The following is a 24,004-nucleotide window of genomic DNA, read 5'->3' on the forward strand; positions in this document are numbered from 1 at the left end:
TGCTTAAGGTCACGTCCCCAGATCTCGCCGGGAACGCCGAAGCGTTCCCTTCGGCTCAGCCGCCATACAGGTTCTTGTCGTGCTTCTCGACGATCTCGCTGAAGCGGCGGGCAAAGCGTTCATCCGCCTTGGCCTTTTCCTCCAGCACCTTGCGGGCGAAGACCATGTGGTCGCCGTGGGCTTCCAGCATGTCGGCCATGCGGTCATTGGTCGCGGTTCCGATGGCGGCCATCTGCGCCTGCGCCTGCTGGTCGGTCTTCACCCCGATTTCGTTGATGCGGTGGGCCACGTCCTGCTGCTGGGCAGTTTTCAGCGATTTGGTCAGCGCATCATACAGAACCACGCGCTGCTTGGTGTCCGTCTGCAACTTGTTGATCAGCACCATCTGGGTCGCGGCCTGGTTCTGCAGTGAATCGACCCAGGTCTTGCCGGCCTCGATATAGCGTTCCAGCGTCTGCGATTTCGCCAGCGCAACCTGTTCGTCCTGAACCAGCGCGTTATGTTCCTTGTTGGCGTTTGCCAGTTCCGTTTCCAGCCGGGTGCGGTCGCTGGGATCGGTGGTGGTGGCAACCTTGTTTTCCAACTCGATCAGTTGCGGGTCCATGGCCTTGATGCGCTCGCGCAGCGATTCCAGGGTGTCAACGGTCGCTTCGCGCTCGTCCAGCGTCCCGGTCAGGTTCGCCTCGACCTTGGCCTTCTGTTCGTTCAGCTGGGTCAACTGGTCCTGCAACAGCCGGGTAATCACATCGGATTTGGAAATTAGATCCTGCAGCTTGTCGTCGATGGACGCCGTGCGCAGGCGTTCCTGCCGCATCGCCTCGGACTTGCCGCCGGCGAAGATGCCGACGAATTTTTCCCAGCCGGTCTTGGACCGCATCTCCTCGAAATCCTTCGAGAAGCCGGCGGTCACATCGTCCAGCCCCATGATCAGCTCGGCGATATTGGCGTTCATCACCTCGGTATGGGCGTTCACATCCGCCAGCGTCGCGTTGGCGATGTCGATCGAGGGCTGTTCGACGCCGGCGCGCGCGGTCGCCTGATCCAGCTTGCTGGTCACTTCCGCCATCTTTTGCTGGGTCAAAACGATCTGCTTCTGCGTGTCGGTCATTTGCTGGTCGAGCGATGCCATCCATCTACCCCCTGATACTGAAATTCCAAAGGACTCTATGCGCTAACGCCCCAAGCACAAGCCCTGTTCCTCGAATTCAGGTGGCTGGACAGGGCGATTTTCGCAGGTCAATCTGGACCGCATGGATGCCCTGAACCAAGCCATTCTGTCCCGCCGCGATGACCTGATCCGCCTGACGCAGGATCTGATCCGTATCCCGACCCTGAACCCGCCGGGCCAGTATTACCGCGACATCTGCGAATATCTGGAGGCGCGGCTGGCACCCAAGGGCTTCAGCTGCGAACTGGTACGCGCCACCGGTGCGCCCGGCGACAGCACCGCTTATCCGCGTTGGAACATCGTGGCCCACCGGCAGGGCGGGCGTCCCGGTGACTGCGTGCATTTCAACAGCCATCACGATGTGGTCGAGGTCGGGCGGGGCTGGACCCGCGACCCCTTCGGGGGCGAATATGTGGCCGAGGAAGACCGCATCTATGGCCGCGGAGCCTGCGACATGAAAGGCGGGCTTGCGGCATCCATCATCGCGGCAGAGGCCTTTGTCGACAGCTTCCCCGATCATGCTGGCCGGGTCGAGATTTCAGCCACCGCGGATGAGGAATCGGGCGGTTATGGCGGCGTGGCATTCCTGGCCGAACAGGGTGCATTTGCCCATGTCGACCACGTCATCATCCCCGAACCCCTGCACAAGGATCGCATCTGCCTTGGCCATCGCGGCGTCTGGTGGGCCGAGATCGAGACCCAAGGCCGCATCGCCCACGGCTCGATGCCTTTCCTTGGCGACAGCGCCATCCGGCACATGGGCGCCGTGCTGGAGGAGATGGAGGCCACGCTTTATCCCCTGCTCGCCGGCAAGCGGACGGAGATGCCGGTGATCCCTGAAGGCGCGCGGTCCTCGACGCTGAACATCAACGCGATCCATGGCGGCGCGCCGGATCTGGGCGCCGAATTCACCGGCCTGCCCGCCCCTTGCGTCGCCGACAGCTGCCGCATCACCATCGACCGCCGCTTTCTGATCGAAGAAGACCTCGATCAGGTCAAGGCAGAGATCACTGCCCTGATGGAACGCGTCCGCGCCCGTCGCCCGACCTTCCGTTACCAGATCCGAGACCTGTTCGAGGTGGTGCCCTCAATGACCGACCGCGACGCTCCCGTCGTGCGCACCACTGCCGCCGCGATCGAACGCGTGCTGGGCTTGCAGGCCGGTTATGTCGTCAGCCCCGGCACTTACGACCAGAAGCATATCGACCGGATCGGCAAGCTGAAAAACTGCATCGCCTACGGCCCCGGCGTGCTGGAAATGGCCCATCAGCCCGACGAATGGGTCGGCGTGGATGACATGCTGGATTCCGCCCGGGTCATGGGGCTGGTTCTGGCCGATCTGTTGCTGGTGAACAACTAGGGCGCGGCAGGTCGATCCGATGATCGGCATGGCTGCGCGTGCAGGCCGCGACGCCTCGCCTGACGAGCCGATCAGCCAGTGATGGCCGCCGCAACCGGCGGCCAAGGATTTATCTTATGCCGCAAGCAGCGTGCCGCCATTGTTGTAAACACGCCCGCCAACCATCGCCCCCAAGCGGACGATGGCACCGGATTCGATGCGCAAGTCACCATTGACCAGACCGTTCAGCACCAGCTCGACCCCTTTGGCGACGGTCACGTCCCCGCCGATCAGGCCATCGAATTCGCCGCTTTGGGAAAACAGATGATCACCCGCAATCGCGGGCCGTTTCGTAGACATGGCAGTGTCTCCAACGCGTCTATCAATACCGGAATTGTCCCATCGGCGGGAGCTTGGATCAAGCTTTCAGATGTTAATGCGCCATCCGCCGCCGAAAGTTTCCGGCCAGATACATGAAAGCATGTTTTCGTGACATTCACGTTACGAATGCCGCCCGATTTTCATTTAACTGCCGACCGCGCGGCAGGTGACAAGGACAGCAGCCCGCAAAGGCGCGCGGAAAGAATTGCAGTCAGGCGGCACGGTCAAGTCGGGATCATGCGCCGCTCAGACCTCGACCGTCTCGGCACCCCAGATTGCGGGCAGGACATGATCGCGCGTCAGCGGGGCGAAGATGAAGCCATCGCGCTCATCCGGCAGGATCCAGCGGGCTTCCTCGATCTCGGCCTGCGCGCAGACTTCGGCATCGGTATCGAGGCGATAAAGCTCGGCGATGACACGGGCACCTTCCTCATGCGCGGCGGGCGATTCGAAGCGGCCGATATAGACAGCACCCTTGTCGCCCGGACGCAGGCCCAGCTCCTCGTCCAGTTCGCGATACAGTGCCACCAGTGGCGCCTCGCCCGCATCAATCTTGCCGCCGGGCTGCATGAAGGCATGCGTGCCACGTTTGCGCACCAGCAATGTTGCGCCATCGGGCCGCATCAGCGCGGCAGCAGCGATATGGATGTCCATGGGCCCCCACTCCCATCATCTAGCTTAGATATGGAAGCAAAGCCGGGGCCACACCGCAACAATCTTGACGTGCGCGCCACGCTGAAGCAACAAATTGAGCAATTTCCCGCCGATGCAGCCCCCGCCAACAGCCTTCGGGGCCGCTTTCCCCGCGCCGCCAATCGTGCAAATATGGCGCAAATGGTCCTCAGAAGACCGCAACCGGGGCAGCCCATGTCACAGCGCCTGTCGCTTTCGGCGATCATCATTGTCTTGCTGGCCGTGCTGGCCAGCCTGTATTTCGCCTTTGCCGCGGTCCAGGGGCCATCCGGCCTGATGCGGCGCATCCAGCTGCAGGCTGAAACCGAACAGCTGCGCGCAGATCGCGACACGCTGCAGGCCGAGGTTGACCGGATGAAGAACCTGACGCACCGGCTGTCCGACGACTATCTTGACCTCGACCTTCTGGACGAACGCGCGCGCGAAGTTCTGGGCCTGATGCGCCCCGACGAGGTCATCATCCGCTAGGCAACTTTCGCCGATTGCAGCCCCTTTCGCGATGCGCTACGGATAGTTTAACGCTGAACTATCCCGTTATTTCGCAGGAGGAGCCCGCATGGCCAGGAAACCCGCTGCCAGCAAAGACGCGGCAGAAAAACGCGCCGCGCCGAACGTCTCTAAGGACGAACTGCTTAAATTCTACCGCGACATGCTGCTGATCCGGCGATTCGAGGAAAAGGCCGGCCAGCTTTATGGCATGGGCCTGATCGGGGGCTTCTGCCACCTGTATATCGGTCAGGAAGCCGTGGTTGTCGGCCTGGAAGCGGCCGCCGAAGAAGGCGACAAGCGCATCACCTCTTATCGCGACCACGGGCATATGCTGGCCTGCGGCATGGATCCGGGCGGCGTGATGGCCGAACTGACCGGGCGCGAGGGCGGCTATTCCAAGGGGAAAGGCGGCTCGATGCACATGTTCTCCAAGGAGAAGCATTTCTATGGCGGTCACGGGATCGTCGCGGCGCAGGTGCCGCTGGGTGCCGGGCTGGCCTTTGCCGACAAGTATCTGGAAAATGGCCGCGTGACCTTCACCTATTTCGGCGACGGTGCGGCCAACCAGGGCCAGGTCTATGAAACCTACAACATGGCCGAGCTTTGGGATCTTCCGGTCGTTTTTGTCATTGAAAACAACCAATATGCGATGGGCATGTCGGTCAAGCGCTCGACAAAGTCGACGACCTTCTTCGGTCGCGGCGAAGCCTTCGGCATTCCCGGTGAACAGGTCGACGGCATGGACGTGCTGGCCGTGAAGGCCGCCGGCGAAAAGGCCGTGGCGCACTGCCGCGCGGGCAAGGGCCCCTATATTCTGGAAGTGATGACCTACCGTTATCGCGGCCACTCGATGTCGGACCCGGCGAAATACCGCACCCGCGAAGAAGTGCAGAAGATGCGCGACGAACGCGACGCCATCGAAAGCGTGCGCGAGCTGCTGCTGCAGGGCAAGCACGCCTCGGAAGACGACCTGAAAGCGATCGACAAGGAGATCAAGGAGATCGTGAACCAGGCCGCAGAATTCTCGAAAGAAAGCCCCGAGCCGTCGCTGGATGAGCTTTGGACCGACATCTACGCCGACGATCCGGCAACCCAGAACGCCTGAGGGAGGGACAAGATATGGCAACCGAAATCCTGATGCCCGCCCTGTCCCCGACGATGGAGGAAGGGACGCTGGCCAAATGGCTGAAGAAAGAAGGCGACACCGTGTCTGCCGGTGACATCATCGCCGAGATCGAAACCGACAAGGCGACGATGGAGTTCGAAGCCGTGGATGAAGGCATCCTCGGCAAGATCCTGATCGCGGAAGGCACGCAAGGCGTGAAGGTCAACACCCCCATCGCGGTGATGATCGAAGAAGGCGAAAGCGCCGATGACATCGGCACCTCATCCGCAGCCCCGGCCGCGTCGTCGGATGAACCGCCTGCCCAGAAGGGCAAAGGCGAGAATTCCAAGGACGAGGTCGGCGAAACCACCTCTGCCGTTGCCAATGTGAAAACGCCACAGCCCGACCGCTCTCCCGACTGGCCGGAAGGCACCAAGATGAAGACCATGACCGTGCGCGAAGCGCTGCGCGAAGCCATGGACGAAGAAATGGCCCGCGATGACACCGTCTTCCTGATGGGCGAGGAAGTGGGCGAGTATCAGGGCGCCTACAAGATCAGCCAGGGCTTGCTGGACAAATACGGACCGAAGCGGGTGGTCGACACCCCGATTTCGGAAATCGGCTTTGCCGGGATCGGCACGGGTGCGGCCTTTGGCGGCCTGCGTCCCATCGTCGAGTTCATGACCTTCAACTTCGCCATGCAGGCCATCGACCACATCATCAACTCTGCCGCCAAGACGCTGTATATGTCGGGCGGCCAGATGGGTGCGCCAATGGTTTTCCGCGGCCCGAACGGTGCCGCCGCCCGCGTGGGCGCGCAGCACAGCCAGGATTACGCGGCATGGTATTCTGCCATCCCCGGCCTGAAGGTGGTGATGCCCTACTCGGCAGCTGACGCGAAAGGCCTGATGAAGACCGCGATCCGCGATCCGAACCCGGTTATCTTCCTGGAAAACGAGGTTCTTTACGGCCGCAGCTTCGAGGTCCCGGATGTCGAAGACTTCACCATCCCCTTCGGCAAGGCCCGGATCGCGCGGCAGGGCAAGGACGTGACCATCGTCAGCTTCGGCATCGGCATGTCCCACGCGCTTGAAGCCGCCGACAAGCTGGCCGAGGAAGGGATCGACGCCGAAGTCATCGACCTGCGCACCCTGCGTCCGCTGGATTACGATTCGATCATCGAATCGGTGCAGAAGACCAACCGTCTGGTCACGGTCGAGGAAGGCTTCCCGGTGGGTTCCATCGGCAATCACATCTCGGCCTATGTGATGGAAAACGCATTCGACTATCTGGACGCGCCGGTCATCAACTGCACCGGCAAGGATGTGCCCATGCCCTATGCCGCCAACCTTGAAAAGCACGCGCTGACCTCTGCCGCCGAGGTGATCGAGGCGGTCAAGAAAGTCACCTACAAGTAAGGAGCAAGCGAGATGCCCACGGAAATCCTGATGCCCGCGCTTTCTCCGACGATGGAGGAAGGCACGCTGGCCAAGTGGCTGGTGAAGGAAGGCGATACCGTTTCGTCAGGCGACATCATCGCCGAGATCGAGACGGACAAGGCGACGATGGAATTCGAAGCCGTAGATGAAGGCACCATCGGCAAGATCCTGATCGAGGAAGGCGCGCAGGGGGTGAAGGTCAACACGCCCATCGCCGTGCTGCTGGAAGAAGGCGAAAGCGCCGACGATATCGGCGCATCATCGGGTGGTGGCGCGGCCAAGGCCGAGGCACCCAAGGACGACGCCAAGGCCGAAGCGCCGAAAGCCGATGCCGGCAAGGACGCGGCCCCTGCGAAAGCTGCACCCGCCCCGAAATCGGGCGATGGCAGCCGCGTGTTCGCATCCCCCCTCGCCCGCCGGATCGCGGCGGAAAAGGGGCTGGATCTGGCATCGCTGAAAGGATCGGGCCCGCATGGCCGGATCGTGAAGGCCGATGTGGAAGACGCCAAGCCCGGTGCGAAACCAGCCGCTGCCGCCGCGGGCGATGCGCCGAAAGCTGCTGCACCTGCTGCCGCGGCCGCACCTGCCGGTCCTTCGGCGGAAACCATCCTCAAGATGTATGCCGACCGCGAGACGGAAGAAGTCGCGCTCGACAGCATGCGCCGCACCATCGCCGCACGCCTGGGCGAGGCCAAGCAGACCATCCCGCATTTCTATCTGCGTCGGTCGGCCAAGCTGGACGAGCTGATGAAGTTCCGCGCCACGCTGAACAAGCAGCTTGAAGGGCGCGGCGTGAAGCTGTCGGTCAACGACTTCATCATCAAGGCCTGTGCTTTGGCGCTGCAAGAGGTGCCGGACGCAAACGCCGTCTGGGCCGGCGACCGCATCCTGAAGCTGAAGCCTTCGGATGTGGCGGTGGCCGTCGCCATCGAAGGCGGGCTGTTCACCCCGGTTCTGAAGGACGCGCATCAGAAAACCCTGTCGACCCTGTCGGCCGAGATGAAGGATCTGGCGGGCCGCGCGAAGACGAAGAAGCTTGCCCCGCATGAATATCAGGGCGGCAGCTTCGCGATTTCGAACCTCGGGATGTTCGGGATCGAGAACTTCGACGCCGTCATCAACCCGCCCCACGGCGCGATCCTCGCCGTCGGTTCGGGCATCCAGACGCCCGTCGTCGAGAATGGCGAGGTTGTCATCCGCAACGTCATGTCGATGACGCTGTCGGTGGACCACCGGGTCATCGACGGCGCGCTTGGCGCGCAGCTGCTGGAAAAAATCGTCGCCCATCTGGAAAATCCGATGGGGATGCTGGCCTGACCGGCGAGCAATCGAATGAAGGGCGGGTTGATCCCGCCCTTTTTTCATGGGCTATTGCGAAGTCTCGACCGCATCCTCTGACAGCGGCGTGACCTGTTCATAGGTCTCGCCCTCAGGCGTCAGAATACGCACCGGAACGAATGCCACACGCAGCGAGGGCCGCGCGCCTGCGGGTGTGTCGGGCAAGGCGGCTTCCATCTGGCGCAGATCCTCAACGCTCGGCGCGACCGGGCCTTGCATCACCGCGCTGACCAGCGTCCCGCCACGTTCTGCGATCTTGACCCCGGCAAGGCTCGCGCCGTCCAGACGCAGCAGATAGGCCTCAAGCGCCTCGATCGACTGTGCCTCAAACCGTTGCGCGGATGAGGTGCGTTCCAGATTGGCCGCTGACCATATACCAAGCGCGAGGATCACTGCGGCACTGACGGTGTGGCGGCGGATGAATTCCCATACCGTCGTCAAATCGCCGTCATCGTCACGGGCAAAGCCGTGCAGCCACAGCACCACAGCCGCCGAAAACTGGATCGCCGCGATATTGGTCAGCGCCAACATCCCCGCGCCGAGCGCATCATTATACGCGCCCCGCGTCAGCAGAATCCCGGAGGCGGCCAGCGGCGGCACAAGCGCCGTCGCGATGGCCACGCCGACGAAACCCGCGCTCATCCGCCGCGCGACGGTGGCATAGGCGCCCGCCGCCCCCCCCGCAAGCGCGATCATCAGGTCGTAAATGGTGGGCGAGGTCCGCGACAGGATCTCTTCCGTCAGCGGCGCCTCGCCATGCAACCAGCCGATGAAGGCGGCAACGGCATAGACCACAGCAATCCCGCTTGTCAGCGATATGATCGCGCGGATGAAAACATCGCGTGCACCGGACGAAAGCCCAAGCGCCACCCCCATGATCGGCCCAAGCAGCATTGCGACGATCATCGCGCCGATCACTACGGCGGGACTGTCGGCCAGAAGGCCGTAACTGGCGATCACCGCCGACAGCCCATTCATGAACAGAAAGCCGGGCGTCAGGATTGAGGCGGCGCGCATGGAGGCGCGCATCTTCGCCCTCTCGCGACGCCTGCGGTCAATGACGGCCTCGCCCGCGTCGCCGTCGATGATCGCGGCGTCCGGGTCCGTCTCTGCCGCTTGTCCGGTGATGCTGTCCTTGTCCGCCATGCCAGCCGCCTTGTTATGTTTCAGGCGGTTAACGCTGTGTAGCTATGAAAAGATGCGTGCCACGCTGCGATCGTTCAGGCGAATTCGGCCGAAGCCTCAGAAATGCGCCCTCGGTTCATCCGGCTTGCCTGCGGCAATTGCGAGACCGCCAGCGGTGGCGCAAAAGCCGATTGGGAACATCGTGAAGACGCCGAAGCCAAAAGCGTAATAGATTAACCCGGCCGCGATCAGCAGCAGAACACCGCCCCACAACGCCCGCGAAATCGCCATGGCGCCGCCTGCGATGGCCAGAAGGGGCGCGAGGAAGCTGGCGGTGCGGATCAGCTGGGCGTTGTCGACCGCCCCAAAAGTATCGGCAAAGGCGGCGTGGCTGCTGGCAAGCTCGGTATAGCCATAGCTGAAAAAGCCGATCATCATGGCGAAAAGCCCGCCGATCACCCCAAGCAACATCGCCGCAGTCCGCATTCCCGCCTGATCTCCTTTACATGAACGCATTGCCGCGCCCTTTTGATACATGGGACGCGGTGGCCTGCGCTTCAAGCTGACACTCAGACCATCATTTCCTTGGTGGCTGTCAGCTTCAATTCGGGCTGATCGCGCGTTACCCGGTCGATGTCCCATTGCAGGCGGGTCAAATAGACCAGATCGCCATCATGGTCCGTCGCCATGTGCTGCTTGTTGGTATTGGCAAAGGCCTCGACCTTGTCCTTCGGCCCCGACAACCAGCGTGCGCTGGTAAACTGCGAGCCCTCGAACCGGACGGGAATGCCGTATTCCAGCTCGATCCGGCTGGCCAGCACCTCGAATTGCAGGGCTCCGACAACGCCGACGATGAAGCCCGAGCCGATGGCGGGTTTGAAGACCTTCGCGGCGCCTTCCTCGGCGAATTGCATCAGGGCCTTTTCCAAATGCTTGGCCTTCATCGGGTCGGTGGCGCGCACCGATTGCAGCAATTCCGGCGCGAACGAGGGGATGCCGGTAAAGCGAAGCGCCTCGCCTTCGGTCAGAGCATCGCCGATGCGCAGCTGGCCGTGGTTCGGAATGCCGATGATATCGCCGGCCCAGGCTTCCTCTGCCAGTTCGCGGTCGGCGGCCAGAAACAGGACGGGGTTGCTGATGGCCATCGGCTTTTTTGACCGCACATGCAGCAGCTTCATGCCGCGTTCGAAATGCCCCGAGGCCAGCCGCACGAAGGCCACACGGTCGCGGTGCTTGGGGTCCATGTTCGCCTGAACCTTGAAGACAAAGCCGGTAACCGGCTTTTCTTCCGGGTCAATTTCACGGTCTGCCGAATTTTGCGGCTGCGGCTCTGGACCATAATTGCCGATACCGTCCATCAACTCGCGCACGCCAAAACTGTTGATCGCGCTGCCGAACCAGATCGGCGTCATATGCCCTTCAAGGAACGATTTCCGATCAAAGGTCGGAAGCAATTCGCGTGCCATTTCAATTTCTTCACGCAACTTGCTCAACTGATCTGCGGGGATGTGCTCGGCCAGTTTCGGATCGTCGACACCCGAGATCTTCACCGTTTCCGCGACCTTGTTGCGGTCGGCCCGATCCATGATTTCCAGCCGGTCATTCAGCAGGTCATATGCGCCGATGAAATCGCGACCCACACCGATGGGCCAGCTTGCAGGGGCCACGTCAATGGCCAGATTTTCCTGAATTTCGTCGATGATCTCGAACGTGTCGCGGCTTTCGCGGTCCATCTTGTTACAGAAGGTCAGGATCGGCAGGTCACGCAGGCGGCAGACCTCGAACAGCTTCCGCGTCTGGCTTTCTACACCCTTTGCACCGTCGATGACCATGATTGCCGCATCCACCGCCGTCAGGGTGCGATAGGTGTCCTCGGAAAAGTCGCTATGGCCGGGCGTGTCGACAAGATTGAACCGAAAGTCATTGTATTCAAAAGACATTGCCGAGGCACTGACCGAGATGCCGCGATCCTGTTCCATCTTCATGAAGTCCGACCGGGTGCGCCGTGCCTCACCCTTTGCACGGACCTGGCCGGCCATCTGGATCGCGCCGCCGAACAGCAGGAATTTTTCCGTCAATGTCGTCTTGCCGGCATCAGGGTGGCTGATGATGGCGAAGGTGCGGCGGCGGGCGATCTCGGGCGGCATGGGGGCGCGGTTGGTCATGGGGCTTCCTTTCCTGCCAGCGCCGTCTAGCCTGCCCGCGCCGCGCCCGCAAAGGGAAAAACCCTGATAGCCGCAGCACCAGCCCGCGGAAAACGGCAGGTTCACAAAACAGGTCAACCGAAAGGCGATTACATCGCGCAAGGCCGTCAAATCTGCACCAAACGGTTTTGACGCCCCCTGAAAAACAAGGCTTTTTCGAAAATTTCCGGGAACAGATTGGCGGCTGGCTGGTTGACTCGGCAATCTGAACACAGCATCCTGATCGCCATTCGCACGAGGTTAACAGATGAGCGAAAAAACCCTGACGCGCATGGATTTGGCCGAGGCCGTATTCCGCGAGGTGGGCCTGTCCCGACACGAATCAGGCCAGCTTGTCGAAAGCGTATTGACCCATATTTCCGACGCGCTGGTTCGGGGCGAGCAAGTCAAGATCTCGTCCTTCGGCACCTTCTCGGTCCGCGACAAGAACGAACGGATTGGCCGAAATCCCAAAACCGGTGAGGAAGTGCCGATCACGCCGCGACGCGTGCTCAGCTTTCGGCCTTCGCACCTGATGAAGGATCGTGTCGCGGACGGTAACAAGTCCTGACATGAAAAAGGCCGTCGACGCATTCCGCTCCATCGGCGAGGTATCGCAACTGGTCGGGGTCGCGCCGCATGTGCTGCGCTATTGGGAAGCGCAATTCCCCCTGTTCTCGCCGGTCAAGCGCCGCGACGGGCGGCGCTATTACCGGCCAGATGACGTGAAGCTGGCAGCCGGCCTGTGCGAGGTTCTGCGCGAGGACGGCGTCTCGATCAGGGGCGCAAAAAAGTTGATGGCTGCAGATCGCGGCGCGGCACTTCGCATGCGCGGCGCGGCGCGGCTGTCGCAGCTGTTCGGCGATGAGCCTGCCGAGATCGAAAGTGTCGCCGCAGAAGCCCCCGCTAGTGCCGAACCCGCAGACCGGCCGCGTCGGCGCAAGCAGCCGGCGGACCGCGGTACGCTGCCGCTTTTCGCGCATCTGGATGCGCCGCCCGCATCGACGCCGGAACAAGCCAAACCCACCCCTGCAGCGAATTGGCTGATTCGTCTACAAAACCTGAATGCCGCCCTGCGTGATCTGCCGCCGGAACCTGCGACGCTGGCCGGGGCCGCTGCCATTCTGGCCGATCTGCGCGAGGCCCGGCAGGCAATTTCGACCTGATCTGGCGCGGATCATTTTTTTCTTGTTCAGGCCCTTGTGTCCCCCCTCTGCTTCGCCCTATACGGCTCTCGTCGGGCCGTGGCGCAGCCTGGTTAGCGCGTCCGTCTGGGGGGCGGAAGGCCGAGAGTTCGAATCTCTCCGGCCCGACCATGACCGAAACACCCACTCCTTTCCGGGGTGGGTGTTCGCATATCCGGGGGGTCTGAATGAGCGGTGTTCTTCCTGACAGTGAGTTGCGCCAGCTGATCGATTCAGGCGCGATTTCCGCGACCCAAGCGATCACCGACGCGCAGATCCAGCCGGCCAGTCTTGACCTGCGTCTGGGCACGCAAGCCTGGCGGCTGCGGGCATCCTTCCTGCCCGGCAAGGGACACCGGATCGAAGACCGCCTGCCCGACTTCGAGATGCACCGGATGGACCTTTCGCAAGGTGCGGTGCTGGAAAAGGGCTGCGTCTATCTGGTGCCGCTGATGGAACGGCTTGCCCTGCCCGCTGGGATCACCGCAGTTGCGAACGCGAAAAGCTCGACCGGACGGCTGGATCTACTGACGCGGCTGATTACCGATGACGGTACTGAATTCGACCGCCTGCCCGACGGCTATGATGGCCCTCTGTACGCCGAGATCTGCCCGCGCAGTTTTTCAGTGCTGGTTCGTCCCGGAATGCGGCTGAACCAGTTGCGACTGCGGCGTGGTCAGGCGGTTCTGGACGACGCGGCCCTGCGCGCGCTGCACGACGCCACGCCGCTGGTTGGCGGGCCGGCGCTGATCGATCAGGGCCTTGGCTTTTCCGTCGATCTGCGCCCCGAGGCGGGCGATCTGGTCGGTTACCGCGCCAAGCCGCATAGCGGGGTCATCGACCTTGACCGGATCGGCGCTTACGACCCCCGCGAGTTCTGGGACACGCTGCACAGCACGGATGGGCGGCTGATCCTGGACCCCGGTGCCTTCTATATCCTCGTCAGCCGCGAATCGGTTGCGATCCCGCCCGATTTCGCCGCCGAAATGGCGCCCTATCTGGCCATGGTGGGCGAGTTCCGCGTCCATTACGCGGGTTTCTTCGATCCCGGCTTCGGCATCGGAGCCCTTGGCACCGGTGCGCGCGGCGTGCTGGAGGTGCGCTGCCACGAGGCCCCCTTCGCGTTGGAGCACGGGCAGGTCGTCGGCCGGCTAGTCTATGAGAAAATGGCGCAGCGCCCGGCCCGGCTGTACGGGCAGGACATCGCGTCGAACTATCAAGGCCAGGGGCTGAAGCTGGCCAAGCAGTTCAGCGAATTCTGCGGGTAATGCGGGCGGCCTGACGGGCGCGCTTGACCGCCTCGCGGGCGCTGCGCTGGGTTTTCGCGGCCGCGGCGCGTTCCTCGGGCGTCATGCGGGCCGGGTCCTTGCCGCGCGTGGCCAGCACGTCAATGCCCTTCTTGATGCCGAACGCCATTGCCAGACGGGTCATGTTGCGCATGACCTCACGCGCGAAAATGTTGATGAACTGGTTACCGGCCATCAGTCTTCCTCCTCGCCGAACAGGTCACCCGGACGGCTTTCATCCCCAATATCGTCATCATCAGCCGCGCGGACAATAGGCACGGCCAGATCGCCCGGCGGGCGACTGTCCAGCAGCCCTGCCGCGCGCAATTCCGCCAGTCCGGGCAGGTCGCGGGCGGTTTCCAGCCCGAAATGATCCAGAAACGCCTCCGTCACGACAAAGGTGACTGGCCGCCCTGGCGTCATCCGCCGTCGGCCGATCCGCACCCAGGCCAGTTCAATCAGCTGGTCCAGCGTCCCGCGCGAGGTGGCGACACCGCGAATCTCCTCGATCTCGGTGCGGGTGACGGGCTGGTGATAGGCGATGATGGCCAGCGTCTCGGTCGCGGCGCGCGACAGGCGTCGGGTTTCCAGCGTTTCAGTCTGCATCAGAAAAGACAGATCGGGCGCGGTGCGGAAGGCAAAGGCCTCACCCACGCGGGCCAGTTCGATCCCGCGGCCTTCGTAGCGGCGGCGCAGGCGGGCGACGGCCTCGGCCGCATCGGCACCCTGCGGCAGGCGGTCCGCCAGATCGCGCAGTGTGACCGGCTGCGCCGAGGCGAACAGCATCGCTTCGACCATCCGCTCCTGCTCTTCCAGGGGCGGGGGCGGGAATTCCAGATCGTCGCTCATTCTTTTTCCGGTCTGCGGCGGATGGTGATCGGGGCGAAGGTTTCAGCCTGACGGATGTCCAGACGCCCCTGCTTGGCCAGCTCCAACGAGGCGGCAAAGGTCGCCGCCGTGGCCGAACGCCCGCGCTGTTCGCCCGTCCAGCCTTCGGGCAGGAAGCTGAGAAGCGAGGTCCATTCGCCCGCAAAGCCGATCATGTGGCGCAGCCGTTCCAGCGCCTGCTCCATGGTGAATACATCCTTGCGGTCGAAGGCATAGGGGCGGAATTCGTCGCGGGTCTTGATCCGGGCATAGGCGCGCATCAGGTCGATTAGCCCGACCTCATAGGTGACGTTGCGCTTGCGCGCGATCTGTTCGGGCTGGCCGCGCACGAATCGCGACTGCCCCAGCCGGTCGCGCCCCATCAGCCGCGCCGAGACATCGCGCATCGCGTTCAGGCGTTCCAGCTGGAACGCCAGATGTGCCGCCAGATCCTCGGCCGAGGGGCCATCTTCCTCGGGGTCGGGCGGCAGCAGCAGGCGAGATTTCAGAAAGGCCAGCCAGGCGGCCATGACCAGATAGTCGGCCGCCAGTTCGATCCGTAGCGCGCGCGCCTGTTCGACGAAGGCCAGATATTGTTCGGCCAGTTGCAGGATCGAGACCTGCATCAGGTCGACCTTCTGCACCCGCGCAAGCGTCAGCAGCAGATCAAGCGGGCCTTCGTAACCGTCCACATCGACGATCAGCGCTTCGTCGGCGCGGCGCTGTTCGACCGACTGGGCATCGACCGCGCGGGCGATGTCCAGCGGCAGTTGCTCCGGGCGCTTGGGGCGCAGGGGGGTGACGTTGTCGGGCAAACGGGCCTCAAAGGTTCAGGCGCGCAGAATCCGCGCGTGCGGCCCTGCTGTCAAGCTTGCGCCCAGTCAACCTTGCCGCCAAGCGCACGGTACTGGGCCAGAAGCTCGGCCGCGGCGACGCTGTCGGGACCGCGCCGGAAGCTTAGCGCGCGGTCGGCGCGGCGGCGGGCGTCGGGCGTCATGGCGCCGGCATTGGCGACGACCTCCTCCATCTCGGACATGTGGCCATGGCAGTGCAGGACCAGGTCGACCCCCGCCGCAATCGAGGCCGCGCTGCGTTCGCCGATGGTGCCTTGCAGCCCGTTCATCGAGATGTCGTCGGTCATCAGCAATCCGTCAAATCCGATCTCGTCGCGAATGATGCCGATCATCCGGGCCGAGGACGTTGCCGGCGCCTCGTCCAGATCGGCGAAACGGATATGTGCGCTCATCCCCATGGGCAGGTCGTTCAGCGCCCGGAAGGCGGCGAAATCGGTCTGCGACAGTTCCGCATGCGGCGTGGTCACGACTGGAGTCTCATGGTGGCTGTCGGCGATGGCGCGGCCATGGCCCGGCATATGCTTCATGATCGGGACCACGCCGGCTTCCAGCAGGCCCTCGGCCACGGCACGGCCGCGCGCGGCAATGTCGTTCACATTGCGGCCAAGGCAGCGGTTCTGCAGGAAGGGATGCGTCTGGTCGTTGGCGATATCCAGCGTCGGCGCGCAATTGCTGACCAAGCCCACGGCCCGCAATTCCTGCCCGATCAGGCGGTAACGCAGGCGCATGGCCTCTGCCCCGCGTTCGGCATCTTCCAGCGGCGGCTGCCATTCGGCCCAATGCGGCGCGCGCATCCGCTGCACCCGCCCGCCTTCCTGGTCGATGGTAATGATGGCATCGCGCCCAACCGCCTCGCGTAGATCGCCCGTCAGCCGGCGCAGCTGGTCAGGGCTTTCGACATTGCGGGCAAAAAGGATAAAGCCCCAAGGGTCGGCCGCGCGAAAGAAATCCCGCTCGGCCGGGGTCAGTTCGGGGCCCAGAAGGCCGAAGATCGCAGCGGTCATTGCTGGGTCGCGATACAGTCGGCGCCTTCGGCCAGCAGCGCGGCGCAGAAGCGGCGCGCATCATCCCGCGAGTCGAAACCGGCAACCCGCAGGCGATAGAAGGTGCGGCCGTTCTTGTTGGTCGTCTGCACCACCTGCGACTTGCCCGAGAACAGCGACGAGAACCGGCCAGAGATCCGGCCCCATTCGCTGTTGGCGATGGAATCGGAATCGAAGGCGCCAAGCTGCACGACCGGCGCGCCCGAGGCGACGTTGACCGGTGCAGGTGCCGGGGCTTCCTCGGCCACGGCCTGAGCGACGGCTTCCTCGATCGCGGGACGCGCGGCCGGCGTTTCAGCCGCAGCGGCCTGACGGCGTGCAGCGATGCTGGCCGGGCGCGGCGCCGGACGGGAGGCGGCAATCGCCGCGGTCGGCGTCGCGGCCAAGGGTTCTTCGGCGGTGGTCGCGGTCAGGTCTTCGGCGCTGACGATGCCCATGGCGGCCAGATCGGTCGGCTCCTCGGCGCTGATGCCGGCTGCGGTCTCGGCATCGGTCAGGGCAACCACCGGGTCAATTGCGGCGGCCGGCATGACGGCATCGGCAGCGGCGCTGAGCGCCGCGCTGTCGGCCAACTCGCCCATGGCGACGTCGTCATCGGACAGGCCGGTCGGCGCGGGGGCGATGGCGATTTCGGCATTGGGTGGCATGGCGACGCCGGCGGCGACCTCGTTCACGGTCAGGCCGCCGTTCCGGGCCAGCTCACCGCCCGGTTCTTCGGGCGCGGTGCGCGATTCGCCCATCGTGGCCCGGATCACCGGCACGCCCGACACGTCGCGCGCCACCAGCTTGTAGCCCCAGACCACCAGCCCGATCAGCAGCATGACCGAAAGCACGGCACCCAGATAATGGGTCAGCCGGCCCAGCCGCGCGCTCAGCCCCTCGGGCTGGTCCATCAGATCGGCCTGGCCGTCGTCGTACCAGCCATATTCCTCGTCATAATCGTCCTGCGCGTGATGCTGATAGGGATAGTTCCGGGCCCTGCGGGGCTCGGAATCCGCGAATCGGCGCGCGCCGAAATCGGTGACTGCCATACGATGCCTGCCTGCCGGTTGACCGGCTGTTGATTACTGCCCGATACCGGCCAGGGCACCTTATGTCAGCGCATTTCCTTGGCCGGAGTCACCCCAAGAATAGCAAGCCCAGACGAAATGACAACGCCAACGGCACGCAATAGCGCGATTTTTGCCGCTGTGGCCTTTGCATCACCGTCCTGAATGAAGCGCAGCGACAGGTCGTCATTGCCGCGGTTCCACAGCGAATGCAGCGCGCCGGCCAGATCGTACAGGTAGAAAGCCACCCGGTGCGGCTCGTGTGCGGTGGCCGCAGCTTCGATCAGTCGCGGATATTCGGACAGCTTCTGGATCAGCTCGACCTCGGCCGGGTGGCTCAGCCGCGACAGATCCGCCTGCGCCAGTGCCGCGTCCGAGGTATCGACGCCCATTTCGGCGGCCTTCTTCATGACAGAGTTCACCCGCGCGCTGGCATATTGCACATACCAGACCGGGTTGTCCTTGGACTGTTCCAGCACCTTGTCAAAGTCGAAATCCAGCGGCGCGTCGTTCTTGCGCGTCAGCATGTGGAAGCGGGTCACATCGCGGCCCGCCTGTTCCACCACATCGCGCAGGGTGACAAACGTCCCTGCCCGCTTGGACATCTTGAAGGGCTCGCCATTCTTGAACAGCTTGACTAGCTGGATCAGCTTTACATCCAGCGGCACCCGACCGTTGGACAGCGCGCCCACGGCGGCGTTCATCCGCTTGACGTAACCGCCATGGTCGGCCCCGAAAATGTCGATCAGCTGGTCGAAACCACGGTCGATCTTGTCCCAGTGATAGGCAATGTCGGGCGCGAAATAGGTCCATGAACCATCAGATTTCTGCACCGCACGGTCCTGATCGTCACCGTAGGACGTCGACCGGAACAGCGTCTGTTCACGCGCTTCCCAATCGTCGGGCAGCTTGCCCTTGGGCGGCTCCAGCGTGCCTTCATAGATCAGCCCGGCCGAGCGCAGCCGGTCAATCGCCGCCTCGATCCGGCCCGAGCCGTACAGCGCCTTTTCGGACGAATAGACATCCATCGTCACATTCAACAGCGCCAGATCATCGCGGATCATCGCCAGCATGGCATCGGTGGCGAATTCGCGGATCTCCTCCAGCCAGTCTTCCTCTGGCTTGTCGATCAGGCTGTCGCCGTATTTTTCTTTCAGCGCCTCGCCGACCGGGATCAGGTAATCGCCGGGGTACAGCCCCTCCCGGATTTCCGGCTCCAGGCCGTTGGCCTCGCGGTAACGCTCATAGGCCGAGCGCGCCAGCACATCGACCTGTGCGCCGCCGTCATTGATGTAATATTCGCGCGTCACGTCATAGCCGGCAAAGGCCAGCAGGCTGGACAGCGCATCACCGAAGACCGCACCGCGGGTGTGGCCCACATGCATCGGACCGGTCGGGTTGGCGCTGACGAATTCGACGTTGACCTTGGTCCCCTGCCCCAGCGTCGAGCGGCCGTAAGCGTCAGGCGTGTTCAGCGCCGCCAGCACCACGCCCTGCCAGACCACGGGGTCAAGCCGCAGGTTGATGAAGCCCGGTCCCGCCACCTCGGCGCTGCGGATGCGGCTGTCCGCGGTCAGTCTGGCCGCCAGCTTTTCTGCGATGTCGCGCGGCTTCATGGCCGCAGGCTTGGCCAGCACCATCGCGGCATTGGTCGCCATGTCGCCATGGGCCGCGTCGCGTGGCGGCTCGACCGTGACGTTTTTCAGGTCCAGCCCGGCCGGCAGTTCGCCCGCATCGACCATCGCATTCAGTGCGTCCAGCACGACGCCGTGGATATCGGCAAAGAGGTTCATCTTCATCTTCCGCTTGTTCAGTTCTGCGATAGCCCCGCCCGACCCCGAAGGTCAACGGGGCGTGGCCTCTGCCGCAAGGTGGCGCAGGCCATGCGTCACATCGGCGCGCACCGCCAGCCGCAGGCCGGGTTCGTCCCCGGCCTTCAGCGCGGCAATGATCAGCCGGTGATGGCGCGGGGGTTCGTTGCGCTGCACGCGACCGTATAATGCGCGCATCGTCGGCCCCAGTTGCAGCCAGACCGTTTCCAGAATCGCCAGCATCGCCGGGGCCTGCGCGCGCAGATACAGCGTTCGGTGAAATTCCAGGTTGCTGCGGATATAGCCGACCGCGTCATGGCGCATCACCGCATCGGCAATGCCGCCATTGATCGCGCTCAGCCGGTCGATCAGCGCGAAATGGGCGCGCGGCAGCGCACGCGAGGCCAGTTCGGGTTCGATCAGCGCCCGCAGGGCGGCAAGTTCCTCGATCCGCTCGACTGAAAGTTCGGGCGTCGTCACCCGCCCCGAAGTCGACAGCGTCAACGCCCCCTCGGCCGCCAGGCGGCGCACAGCCTCGCGCGCAGGGGTCATCGAGACATTGTATTCGGCAGCGATCCCGCGCAGCGTCAGCGGCTGGCCGGGCGGCAGTTCGCCGACCAGAATGCGCCCGCGCAAATTGCGGTAAAGACGCTCATGCGCGGCGGGGTCAGAGGGGCGAGCGGCACTCATGCCGACTTTGTGATCACAAGCGCCGAGATCGTCAAGACCCGACCGGAGCCGATGCGGATTTGAAGCGCCAGGCCTGCAGGTCCGCGCCATGCGTCCGCAGCCAGTTGCGATAGGGCGCATGGCCCGGCATCAGCACCTCGACCTGCGCCCAGAAGCGTTCGGAATGATCCATATGGGCCAGATGCGCGACCTCATGGGCGGCGACATATTCCAGCACCTTGGGCGGGGCCATGGCCAGACGCCAGGAAAACATCAGCCGGCCATCATGGGTGCAGCTGCCCCAACGCGAGCGGGTGTCACGCAGGCTCAGCGCGCTTGGTTGCCGGCCCAGTCGGGTGGCGAAGCGGTCGACCGCCTCGCGCAGGGCGATATGGGCGCGATGCTTCAGCCAGGCCTGAACTGTCACCGCGACAGCACCCCGCGACGGCACATAAAGCACGCCGTCTTCCAGCCGCACCGATTTCAGCGGCATGGCGCGCAACAGCACCTCTTGCCCAGCGATAGGCAGGCGCGCACCTTCGACCACCAGCTTCGGTTCGGGCATGGCCGAGACCGTACGCCGCAGCCAATCCGCCTTCGAGGCGGCGAATTCGCGGCCCGCCTGAAGCGTCGCGCGCATCGGCAGCGTCAGCACAACCGCACCGCCCGCGCGGGCCACGCGCAGCGTCATTCGACGCGCTCGCGCATTGCGCCGCACCGTTACCGGGATATTGTCGATCTGAAACTGTTCGTGCATTGCTGTCGGGATAGGCCTTTACAGCCACTTGGGCTTGTGGCAGGGCGTCCGGGATTCACCTATCCGCTGCGTAAGGAGATTACCATGCCCAAAGAGGAATGGGGCACGAAGCGCCTTTGCCCGCATTGCGGGACCCGTTTCTACGACCTGCAAAATGACCCGATGACCTGCCCCGCCTGCGGGTCGGAGTTTACGATTGAAAGTCTGACCCAGGGTCGCGGCCGTTCGCTGGTCTCGGAAAAGACCGCCTCGAAAGATGACGATCAGGACGATGATCTGATCGATGACGATCTGGACGACGATGACAGCGGCGATCTGGACGACGACCTGCTGGAAGACGACGATGACGACGGCGACGTGTCGCTGGACGATATCGCAGACGTTGCCGGCGACGACGAAGACTGATTGCAATCGCAACCAGCTATACCTAACCCTGTTCCGACACGCTTCGGAACAGGGAGACTACCTTGAACTATCAGAAACTTAATGCCTTCGCCCCCGAGATGCGCAGCGTCCTGCGTATCGTCTCGGCGCTGGTTTTTTTCGCACATGGCACGCAGAAGATCCTGGGCTTTCCGGCCAGCGATCGCGCCTTCCCCGAGGTTATGTCGCGGTTCTGGATCGCCGGCATGCTGGAGCTTGTGGGCGGCGCGCTGCTGATCGTCGGCCTGTTTTCGCGCCCCGTCGCGTTCCTTCTGTCTGGGCTGATGGCCTGCGCCTATTGGCTGGCACATGCGCCACAGCATTGGGTTCCGGCACTGAACGGCGGAGATGCGGCGATTCTGTACTGCTTCATCTTCCTGTACATCGTGTTCGCCGGCCCCGGCCCGATCAGCCTCGATCGCATTTTAGGCCGCGACAAGTAGCCTAAGGCTCTGGGAAAAAACGAAAAAAGCGGGATCTATCGGTCCCGCTTTTTTCGTCGCCCAGAAAGATCGAGAAAAGTGAAACTTTCCGCTTGCAGGCCCCGGCGGCTGCCCCTATACGACCCCCCACGGCAGCGGCGCAACACGCTCTGTCAGACCTCCGGTGGGGCCATAGCTCAGTTGGTAGAGCGCTTGAATGGCATTCAAGAGGTCAGGGGTTCGACTCCCCTTGGCTCCACCAATAAAATCAGTGAAGAGCACCAGATAGTTCTGCCTTTATCGTCAGAGAATTTGCCTCTGCCGCGCAGACCGGTGCTGCTTTCCCTACGAAAATCCATGCTGCCTTGATCGCCGCTCCTAGCGTGTCGATCGCTTCGCAGCGCTTTCCCCTGTCAAATCCGAGGATGGCCCATGAGCGACCATTTCTTCGTCGTGACGGGCGGTCCCGGTGCGGGCAAAACCAGCCTGATCACCGAGCTTGCCCGCCGTGGCTTTCATAACATTCCCGAATCCGGCCGCGCGATCATTCGCGAGGAGCTGGCCAGCGGCGGAGACGCCCTCCCTTGGGCGGACCGCATGGCCTATGCCGAACGCATGCTCGAGCGCGACCTCCGCGCCTACGAGGACGCTCAGGCACTCTCAGGCCCCGTCATCTTCGACCGCGGCATTCCCGACACTCTGGGCCACCTTAAGCTCTGCGGCCTCCCCGCGCCGCCCCACGTCACTGCGGCAGCCAAGGCAGCCCGCTACAACGCCCGCGTCTTCCTGACGCCCTACTGGGATGAGATCTTCACACAGGACTCCGAACGCACGCAGACCCGCTCCGAGGCCGAGGCAACCTTCACCGTCATTGATCTGAGACCCGACTCTCCTCCGGATTTCCGGAGAGTCCGCAGGTTGATTTCTGAGGCTACGCGGCGCGCATTGCGAGCCCCTTCTGCGCCGCGAACTCGACGGGCGGGATGTTCCCCAGGCCCGAGTGAGGTCGGTGGTGATTGTAGTCGTGCCGCCATGCCTGGATCTGTTCTCGGGCATCGGCCAGCGAGGAGAACAGCGTCTCGTTGAGAAACTCGTCCCGGAAGCGTCCGTTGAAGCTCTCGACGAAGCCATTCTGCATAGGCTTGCCGGGAGCGATGTAATGCCAGTCGATACCCGTGCGCTGGCACCAGTTCAGGACTGCCATCGAGGTCAGTTCCGTCCCGTAGTCCGAGACCACCATCGCCGGTCGGCCGCGTCGAGCGATCAGCGCATCGAGCTCGCGCACGACACGAAGGCCTGAGAGCGACGTGTCCGCCACCAGCGCCAGGCACTCCCGGCTGTAGTCGTCGACCACGGCGAGAACCCGGAAACGCCGGCCATCCGTGAGCGCGTCGCTGACGAAGTCCAGGCTCCAGCGCCGGTTGGGCGCATCCGGCACCAGCATCGGCCTGCGCGTTCCCAGGGCCCGCTTCCGGCCGCCCCGGCGGCGCACCTGGAGCTTCTCCTCGCGATAGAGCCGCCTGAGCTTCTTCAGGTTCATCATGATCCCCTGCCGCTCCAGCATTACGTGGATGCGGCGATAGCCGAACCGCCGCCGCTCGGACGCGATGGCCTTCATCGCAGCCCTCGCTTCGGCGTCGTCCGGCCGCACGCTGCGATAGCGCACCCTCGACCGGTCCACCGCCAGCGCCTGGCACGCCCGTCGCTGGCTCACCCCGTGGACCGCCACGACATGTGCCACCGCTTCCCGCTTCACGCCGGGCGTTACCACTTTCGCGATGCGACATCCTTCAGGATCGCGTTGTCCAGCATGGCTTCGGCCAGCAGCTTCTTCAGCTTGGAATTCTCGTCCTCGAGCGCTCTGAGACGTCGAGCATCAGACACCTCAAGCCCGCCGAACCGAGCCTTGTATTTGTAGAACGTCGCCGTGCTGACACCGTGCTTGCGGCAGACATCGGCCGTCGCCCTGCCGGCCTCCTGCTCCTTCAGCATCCCTATGATCTGCTCTTCCGTGAACCTTGATCGATTCATTGTCCGTCTCCTGGTTGAAGTGGACTCTACTTCAAAACGGAGGAAGAAACGGGGCTCAGGTCAACTGCCATATCGATACCGTGGTCTAGCCGATTGTGCTTTGACGAGTTTAGGTGTTGACCTGCTCCCCTTGGAGTCCGCGTTTATAAGTAAGCTCTGTTCATGTTTTGGTCCTCTTTTGACCGTTTGTGATACTCCCGCGGGGTGAGCCCGTCGAGGCTCGAGTGGAGATATGGGCGAAAGTTGGTGACGCTTGATCAGGCGGCGACTTGAAGTTGGCGGAGGCCGTCGCGGAACTCAACCCCCTGGATGATCTCCGGCAGACGGTTCTGGCCATCGAGTTTGCGC

General features: G+C 63.4%; 25 protein-coding genes, 2 tRNA genes and 1 pseudogene. 13 read left to right on the forward strand and 15 right to left on the reverse strand.

Annotated features, from left to right (window positions below):
- Nucleotides 1-55 precede the first annotated feature (55 nt).
- Complete coding sequence (locus tag G7044_RS06655) at nt 56-1,129, reverse strand: hypothetical protein (RefSeq protein ID WP_166327153.1); 1,074 nt, start codon at nt 1,127-1,129, stop codon at nt 56-58.
- Nucleotides 1,130-1,250: 121 nt separating this feature from the next.
- Between G7044_RS06655 and G7044_RS06660 the strand changes: the two genes are divergently transcribed.
- Nucleotides 1,251-2,528 carry an acetylornithine deacetylase/succinyl-diaminopimelate desuccinylase family protein gene (locus G7044_RS06660; protein WP_166327155.1) on the forward strand — a complete coding sequence of 426 codons (1,278 nt, stop codon included), beginning with the start codon at nt 1,251-1,253 and terminating at the stop codon, nt 2,526-2,528.
- 114 nt (nt 2,529-2,642) lie between these two features.
- Here the strand turns inward: G7044_RS06660 and G7044_RS06665 are convergent, their stop codons facing one another.
- Both G7044_RS06665 and G7044_RS06670 read right to left on the reverse strand, forming a co-directional pair.
- Nucleotides 2,643-2,867, reverse strand: a complete 225-nt coding sequence (locus tag G7044_RS06665; protein WP_207630173.1) for a hypothetical protein — start codon at nt 2,865-2,867, stop codon at nt 2,643-2,645.
- 267 nt (nt 2,868-3,134) lie between these two features.
- Nucleotides 3,135-3,542 carry an NUDIX hydrolase gene (locus tag G7044_RS06670; protein ID WP_166327157.1) on the reverse strand — a complete coding sequence of 136 codons (408 nt, stop codon included), beginning with the start codon at nt 3,540-3,542 and terminating at the stop codon, nt 3,135-3,137.
- A 213-nt stretch (nt 3,543-3,755) separates the two neighbouring features.
- On the opposite strand from G7044_RS06670, the gene G7044_RS06675 reads away from it, so the two are divergent.
- From G7044_RS06675 to G7044_RS06690, 4 genes are all read left to right on the forward strand, one after another.
- Nucleotides 3,756-4,049: an FtsB family cell division protein gene (locus G7044_RS06675; RefSeq protein WP_166327159.1), complete on the forward strand. Its 294-nt coding sequence runs from the start codon at nt 3,756-3,758 to the stop codon at nt 4,047-4,049.
- Between the two features lie 88 nt (nt 4,050-4,137).
- Nucleotides 4,138-5,175, forward strand: coding sequence for a pyruvate dehydrogenase (acetyl-transferring) E1 component subunit alpha (pdhA, locus tag G7044_RS06680; RefSeq protein ID WP_166327161.1), 1,038 nt, complete (start codon nt 4,138-4,140; stop codon nt 5,173-5,175).
- 14 nt (nt 5,176-5,189) lie between these two features.
- On the forward strand, nt 5,190-6,593 hold the full coding sequence (locus G7044_RS06685; RefSeq protein WP_166327163.1) for a pyruvate dehydrogenase complex E1 component subunit beta: 1,404 nt from the start codon (nt 5,190-5,192) through the stop codon (nt 6,591-6,593).
- A gap of 12 nt (nt 6,594-6,605) precedes the next feature.
- Nucleotides 6,606-7,931 carry a pyruvate dehydrogenase complex dihydrolipoamide acetyltransferase gene (locus tag G7044_RS06690; protein WP_166327165.1) on the forward strand — a complete coding sequence of 442 codons (1,326 nt, stop codon included), beginning with the start codon at nt 6,606-6,608 and terminating at the stop codon, nt 7,929-7,931.
- A 51-nt stretch (nt 7,932-7,982) separates the two neighbouring features.
- Here G7044_RS06690 and G7044_RS06695 read toward each other — a convergent pair whose 3' ends face one another.
- The 3 genes from G7044_RS06695 to G7044_RS06705 all read right to left on the reverse strand — a co-directional run bounded on the left by G7044_RS06695 (nt 7,983) and on the right by G7044_RS06705 (nt 11,242).
- On the reverse strand, nt 7,983-9,098 hold the full coding sequence (locus G7044_RS06695) for a TIGR00341 family protein (protein WP_166327167.1): 1,116 nt from the start codon (nt 9,096-9,098) through the stop codon (nt 7,983-7,985).
- A gap of 96 nt (nt 9,099-9,194) precedes the next feature.
- On the reverse strand, nt 9,195-9,563 hold the full coding sequence (locus G7044_RS06700; RefSeq protein ID WP_166327169.1) for a hypothetical protein: 369 nt from the start codon (nt 9,561-9,563) through the stop codon (nt 9,195-9,197).
- Nucleotides 9,564-9,646: 83 nt separating this feature from the next.
- Nucleotides 9,647-11,242 carry a peptide chain release factor 3 gene (locus G7044_RS06705; protein ID WP_166327171.1) on the reverse strand — a complete coding sequence of 532 codons (1,596 nt, stop codon included), beginning with the start codon at nt 11,240-11,242 and terminating at the stop codon, nt 9,647-9,649.
- A gap of 286 nt (nt 11,243-11,528) precedes the next feature.
- On the opposite strand from G7044_RS06705, the gene ihfA reads away from it, so the two are divergent.
- The 4 genes from ihfA (at nt 11,529) to G7044_RS06725 (ending at nt 13,712) form a co-directional block, all read left to right on the forward strand.
- Nucleotides 11,529-11,831 (forward strand): integration host factor subunit alpha, encoded by a 303-nt coding sequence (gene ihfA / locus G7044_RS06710; RefSeq protein WP_166327173.1) that lies wholly within the window; start codon nt 11,529-11,531, stop codon nt 11,829-11,831.
- Nucleotide 11,832: 1 nt separating this feature from the next.
- Nucleotides 11,833-12,426 carry a MerR family transcriptional regulator gene (locus tag G7044_RS06715; RefSeq protein ID WP_166327175.1) on the forward strand — a complete coding sequence of 198 codons (594 nt, stop codon included), beginning with the start codon at nt 11,833-11,835 and terminating at the stop codon, nt 12,424-12,426.
- 72 nt (nt 12,427-12,498) lie between these two features.
- Nucleotides 12,499-12,576 (forward strand) — tRNA-Pro (locus G7044_RS06720).
- Between the two features lie 56 nt (nt 12,577-12,632).
- Nucleotides 12,633-13,712, forward strand: a complete 1,080-nt coding sequence (locus G7044_RS06725) for a 2'-deoxycytidine 5'-triphosphate deaminase (RefSeq protein WP_166327177.1) — start codon at nt 12,633-12,635, stop codon at nt 13,710-13,712.
- Here G7044_RS06725 and G7044_RS06730 read toward each other — a convergent pair.
- The 8 genes from G7044_RS06730 to G7044_RS06765 all read right to left on the reverse strand — a co-directional run bounded on the left by G7044_RS06730 (nt 13,693) and on the right by G7044_RS06765 (nt 20,780).
- The gene (locus tag G7044_RS06730; RefSeq protein WP_235931154.1) at nt 13,693-13,926 is read right to left on the reverse strand and encodes a hypothetical protein; all 234 of its coding nucleotides are present in this window, start codon (nt 13,924-13,926) and stop codon (nt 13,693-13,695) included. The two genes, G7044_RS06725 and G7044_RS06730, sit on opposite strands and share 20 nt — an antisense overlap.
- Entirely contained in the window at nt 13,926-14,579 is a 654-nt protein-coding gene (gene scpB, locus G7044_RS06735) for an SMC-Scp complex subunit ScpB (RefSeq protein WP_166327179.1), read from the reverse strand. Before scpB ends, G7044_RS06730 begins: the two co-directional genes overlap by 1 nt.
- Entirely contained in the window at nt 14,576-15,367 is a 792-nt protein-coding gene (locus G7044_RS06740; RefSeq protein WP_166327461.1) for a segregation and condensation protein A, read from the reverse strand. The genes scpB and G7044_RS06740 overlap by 4 nt, the downstream gene beginning before the upstream one ends.
- Nucleotides 15,368-15,462: 95 nt before the next feature.
- Entirely contained in the window at nt 15,463-16,455 is a 993-nt protein-coding gene (locus G7044_RS06745; RefSeq protein WP_166327181.1) for a glycoside hydrolase family 3 protein, read from the reverse strand.
- Nucleotides 16,452-17,525, reverse strand: a complete 1,074-nt coding sequence (locus G7044_RS06750; protein ID WP_166327183.1) for an SPOR domain-containing protein — start codon at nt 17,523-17,525, stop codon at nt 16,452-16,454. The genes G7044_RS06745 and G7044_RS06750 overlap by 4 nt, the downstream gene beginning before the upstream one ends.
- Nucleotides 17,526-17,590: 65 nt before the next feature.
- Nucleotides 17,591-19,336, reverse strand: coding sequence for an arginine--tRNA ligase (gene argS / locus G7044_RS06755; RefSeq protein ID WP_166327185.1), 1,746 nt, complete (start codon nt 19,334-19,336; stop codon nt 17,591-17,593).
- Nucleotides 19,337-19,387: 51 nt separating this feature from the next.
- Entirely contained in the window at nt 19,388-20,044 is a 657-nt protein-coding gene (locus G7044_RS06760; protein WP_166327187.1) for a GntR family transcriptional regulator, read from the reverse strand.
- 31 nt (nt 20,045-20,075) lie between these two features.
- Nucleotides 20,076-20,780 (reverse strand): M48 family metallopeptidase, encoded by a 705-nt coding sequence (locus G7044_RS06765; RefSeq protein WP_166327189.1) that lies wholly within the window; start codon nt 20,778-20,780, stop codon nt 20,076-20,078.
- An 84-nt stretch (nt 20,781-20,864) separates the two neighbouring features.
- Here G7044_RS06765 and G7044_RS06770 point away from each other — a divergent pair, with 84 nt between their 5' ends.
- The 4 genes and pseudogenes from G7044_RS06770 to G7044_RS06785 form a co-directional block, all read left to right on the forward strand.
- Nucleotides 20,865-21,185, forward strand: a complete 321-nt coding sequence (locus G7044_RS06770; protein WP_166327191.1) for a TIGR02300 family protein — start codon at nt 20,865-20,867, stop codon at nt 21,183-21,185.
- A 62-nt stretch (nt 21,186-21,247) separates the two neighbouring features.
- A complete protein-coding gene (locus G7044_RS06775; RefSeq protein WP_407947383.1) occupies nt 21,248-21,646 on the forward strand; it encodes a DoxX family protein in 399 nt (132 codons plus the stop codon).
- A 165-nt stretch (nt 21,647-21,811) separates the two neighbouring features.
- A tRNA-Ala gene (locus tag G7044_RS06780) sits at nt 21,812-21,887 on the forward strand.
- A 170-nt stretch (nt 21,888-22,057) separates the two neighbouring features.
- A pseudogene (locus G7044_RS06785) lies at nt 22,058-22,486 on the forward strand (AAA family ATPase); the annotation flags it as partial.
- Between the two features lie 70 nt (nt 22,487-22,556).
- Here G7044_RS06785 and G7044_RS06790 read toward each other — a convergent pair.
- A protein-coding gene (locus tag G7044_RS06790) for an IS3 family transposase (protein WP_235931155.1) occupies nt 22,557-23,656 on the reverse strand; the annotation gives its coding sequence in 2 pieces (ribosomal slippage) (nt 22,557-23,398 and nt 23,398-23,656; 1,101 coding nt in all).
- Between the last annotated feature and the right edge of the window lie 348 nt (nt 23,657-24,004).

Origin of the sequence: Paracoccus xiamenensis, assembly GCF_011308835.1 — a bacterium.
Classification (GTDB): Bacteria; Pseudomonadota; Alphaproteobacteria; order Rhodobacterales; family Rhodobacteraceae; genus Paracoccus; species Paracoccus xiamenensis.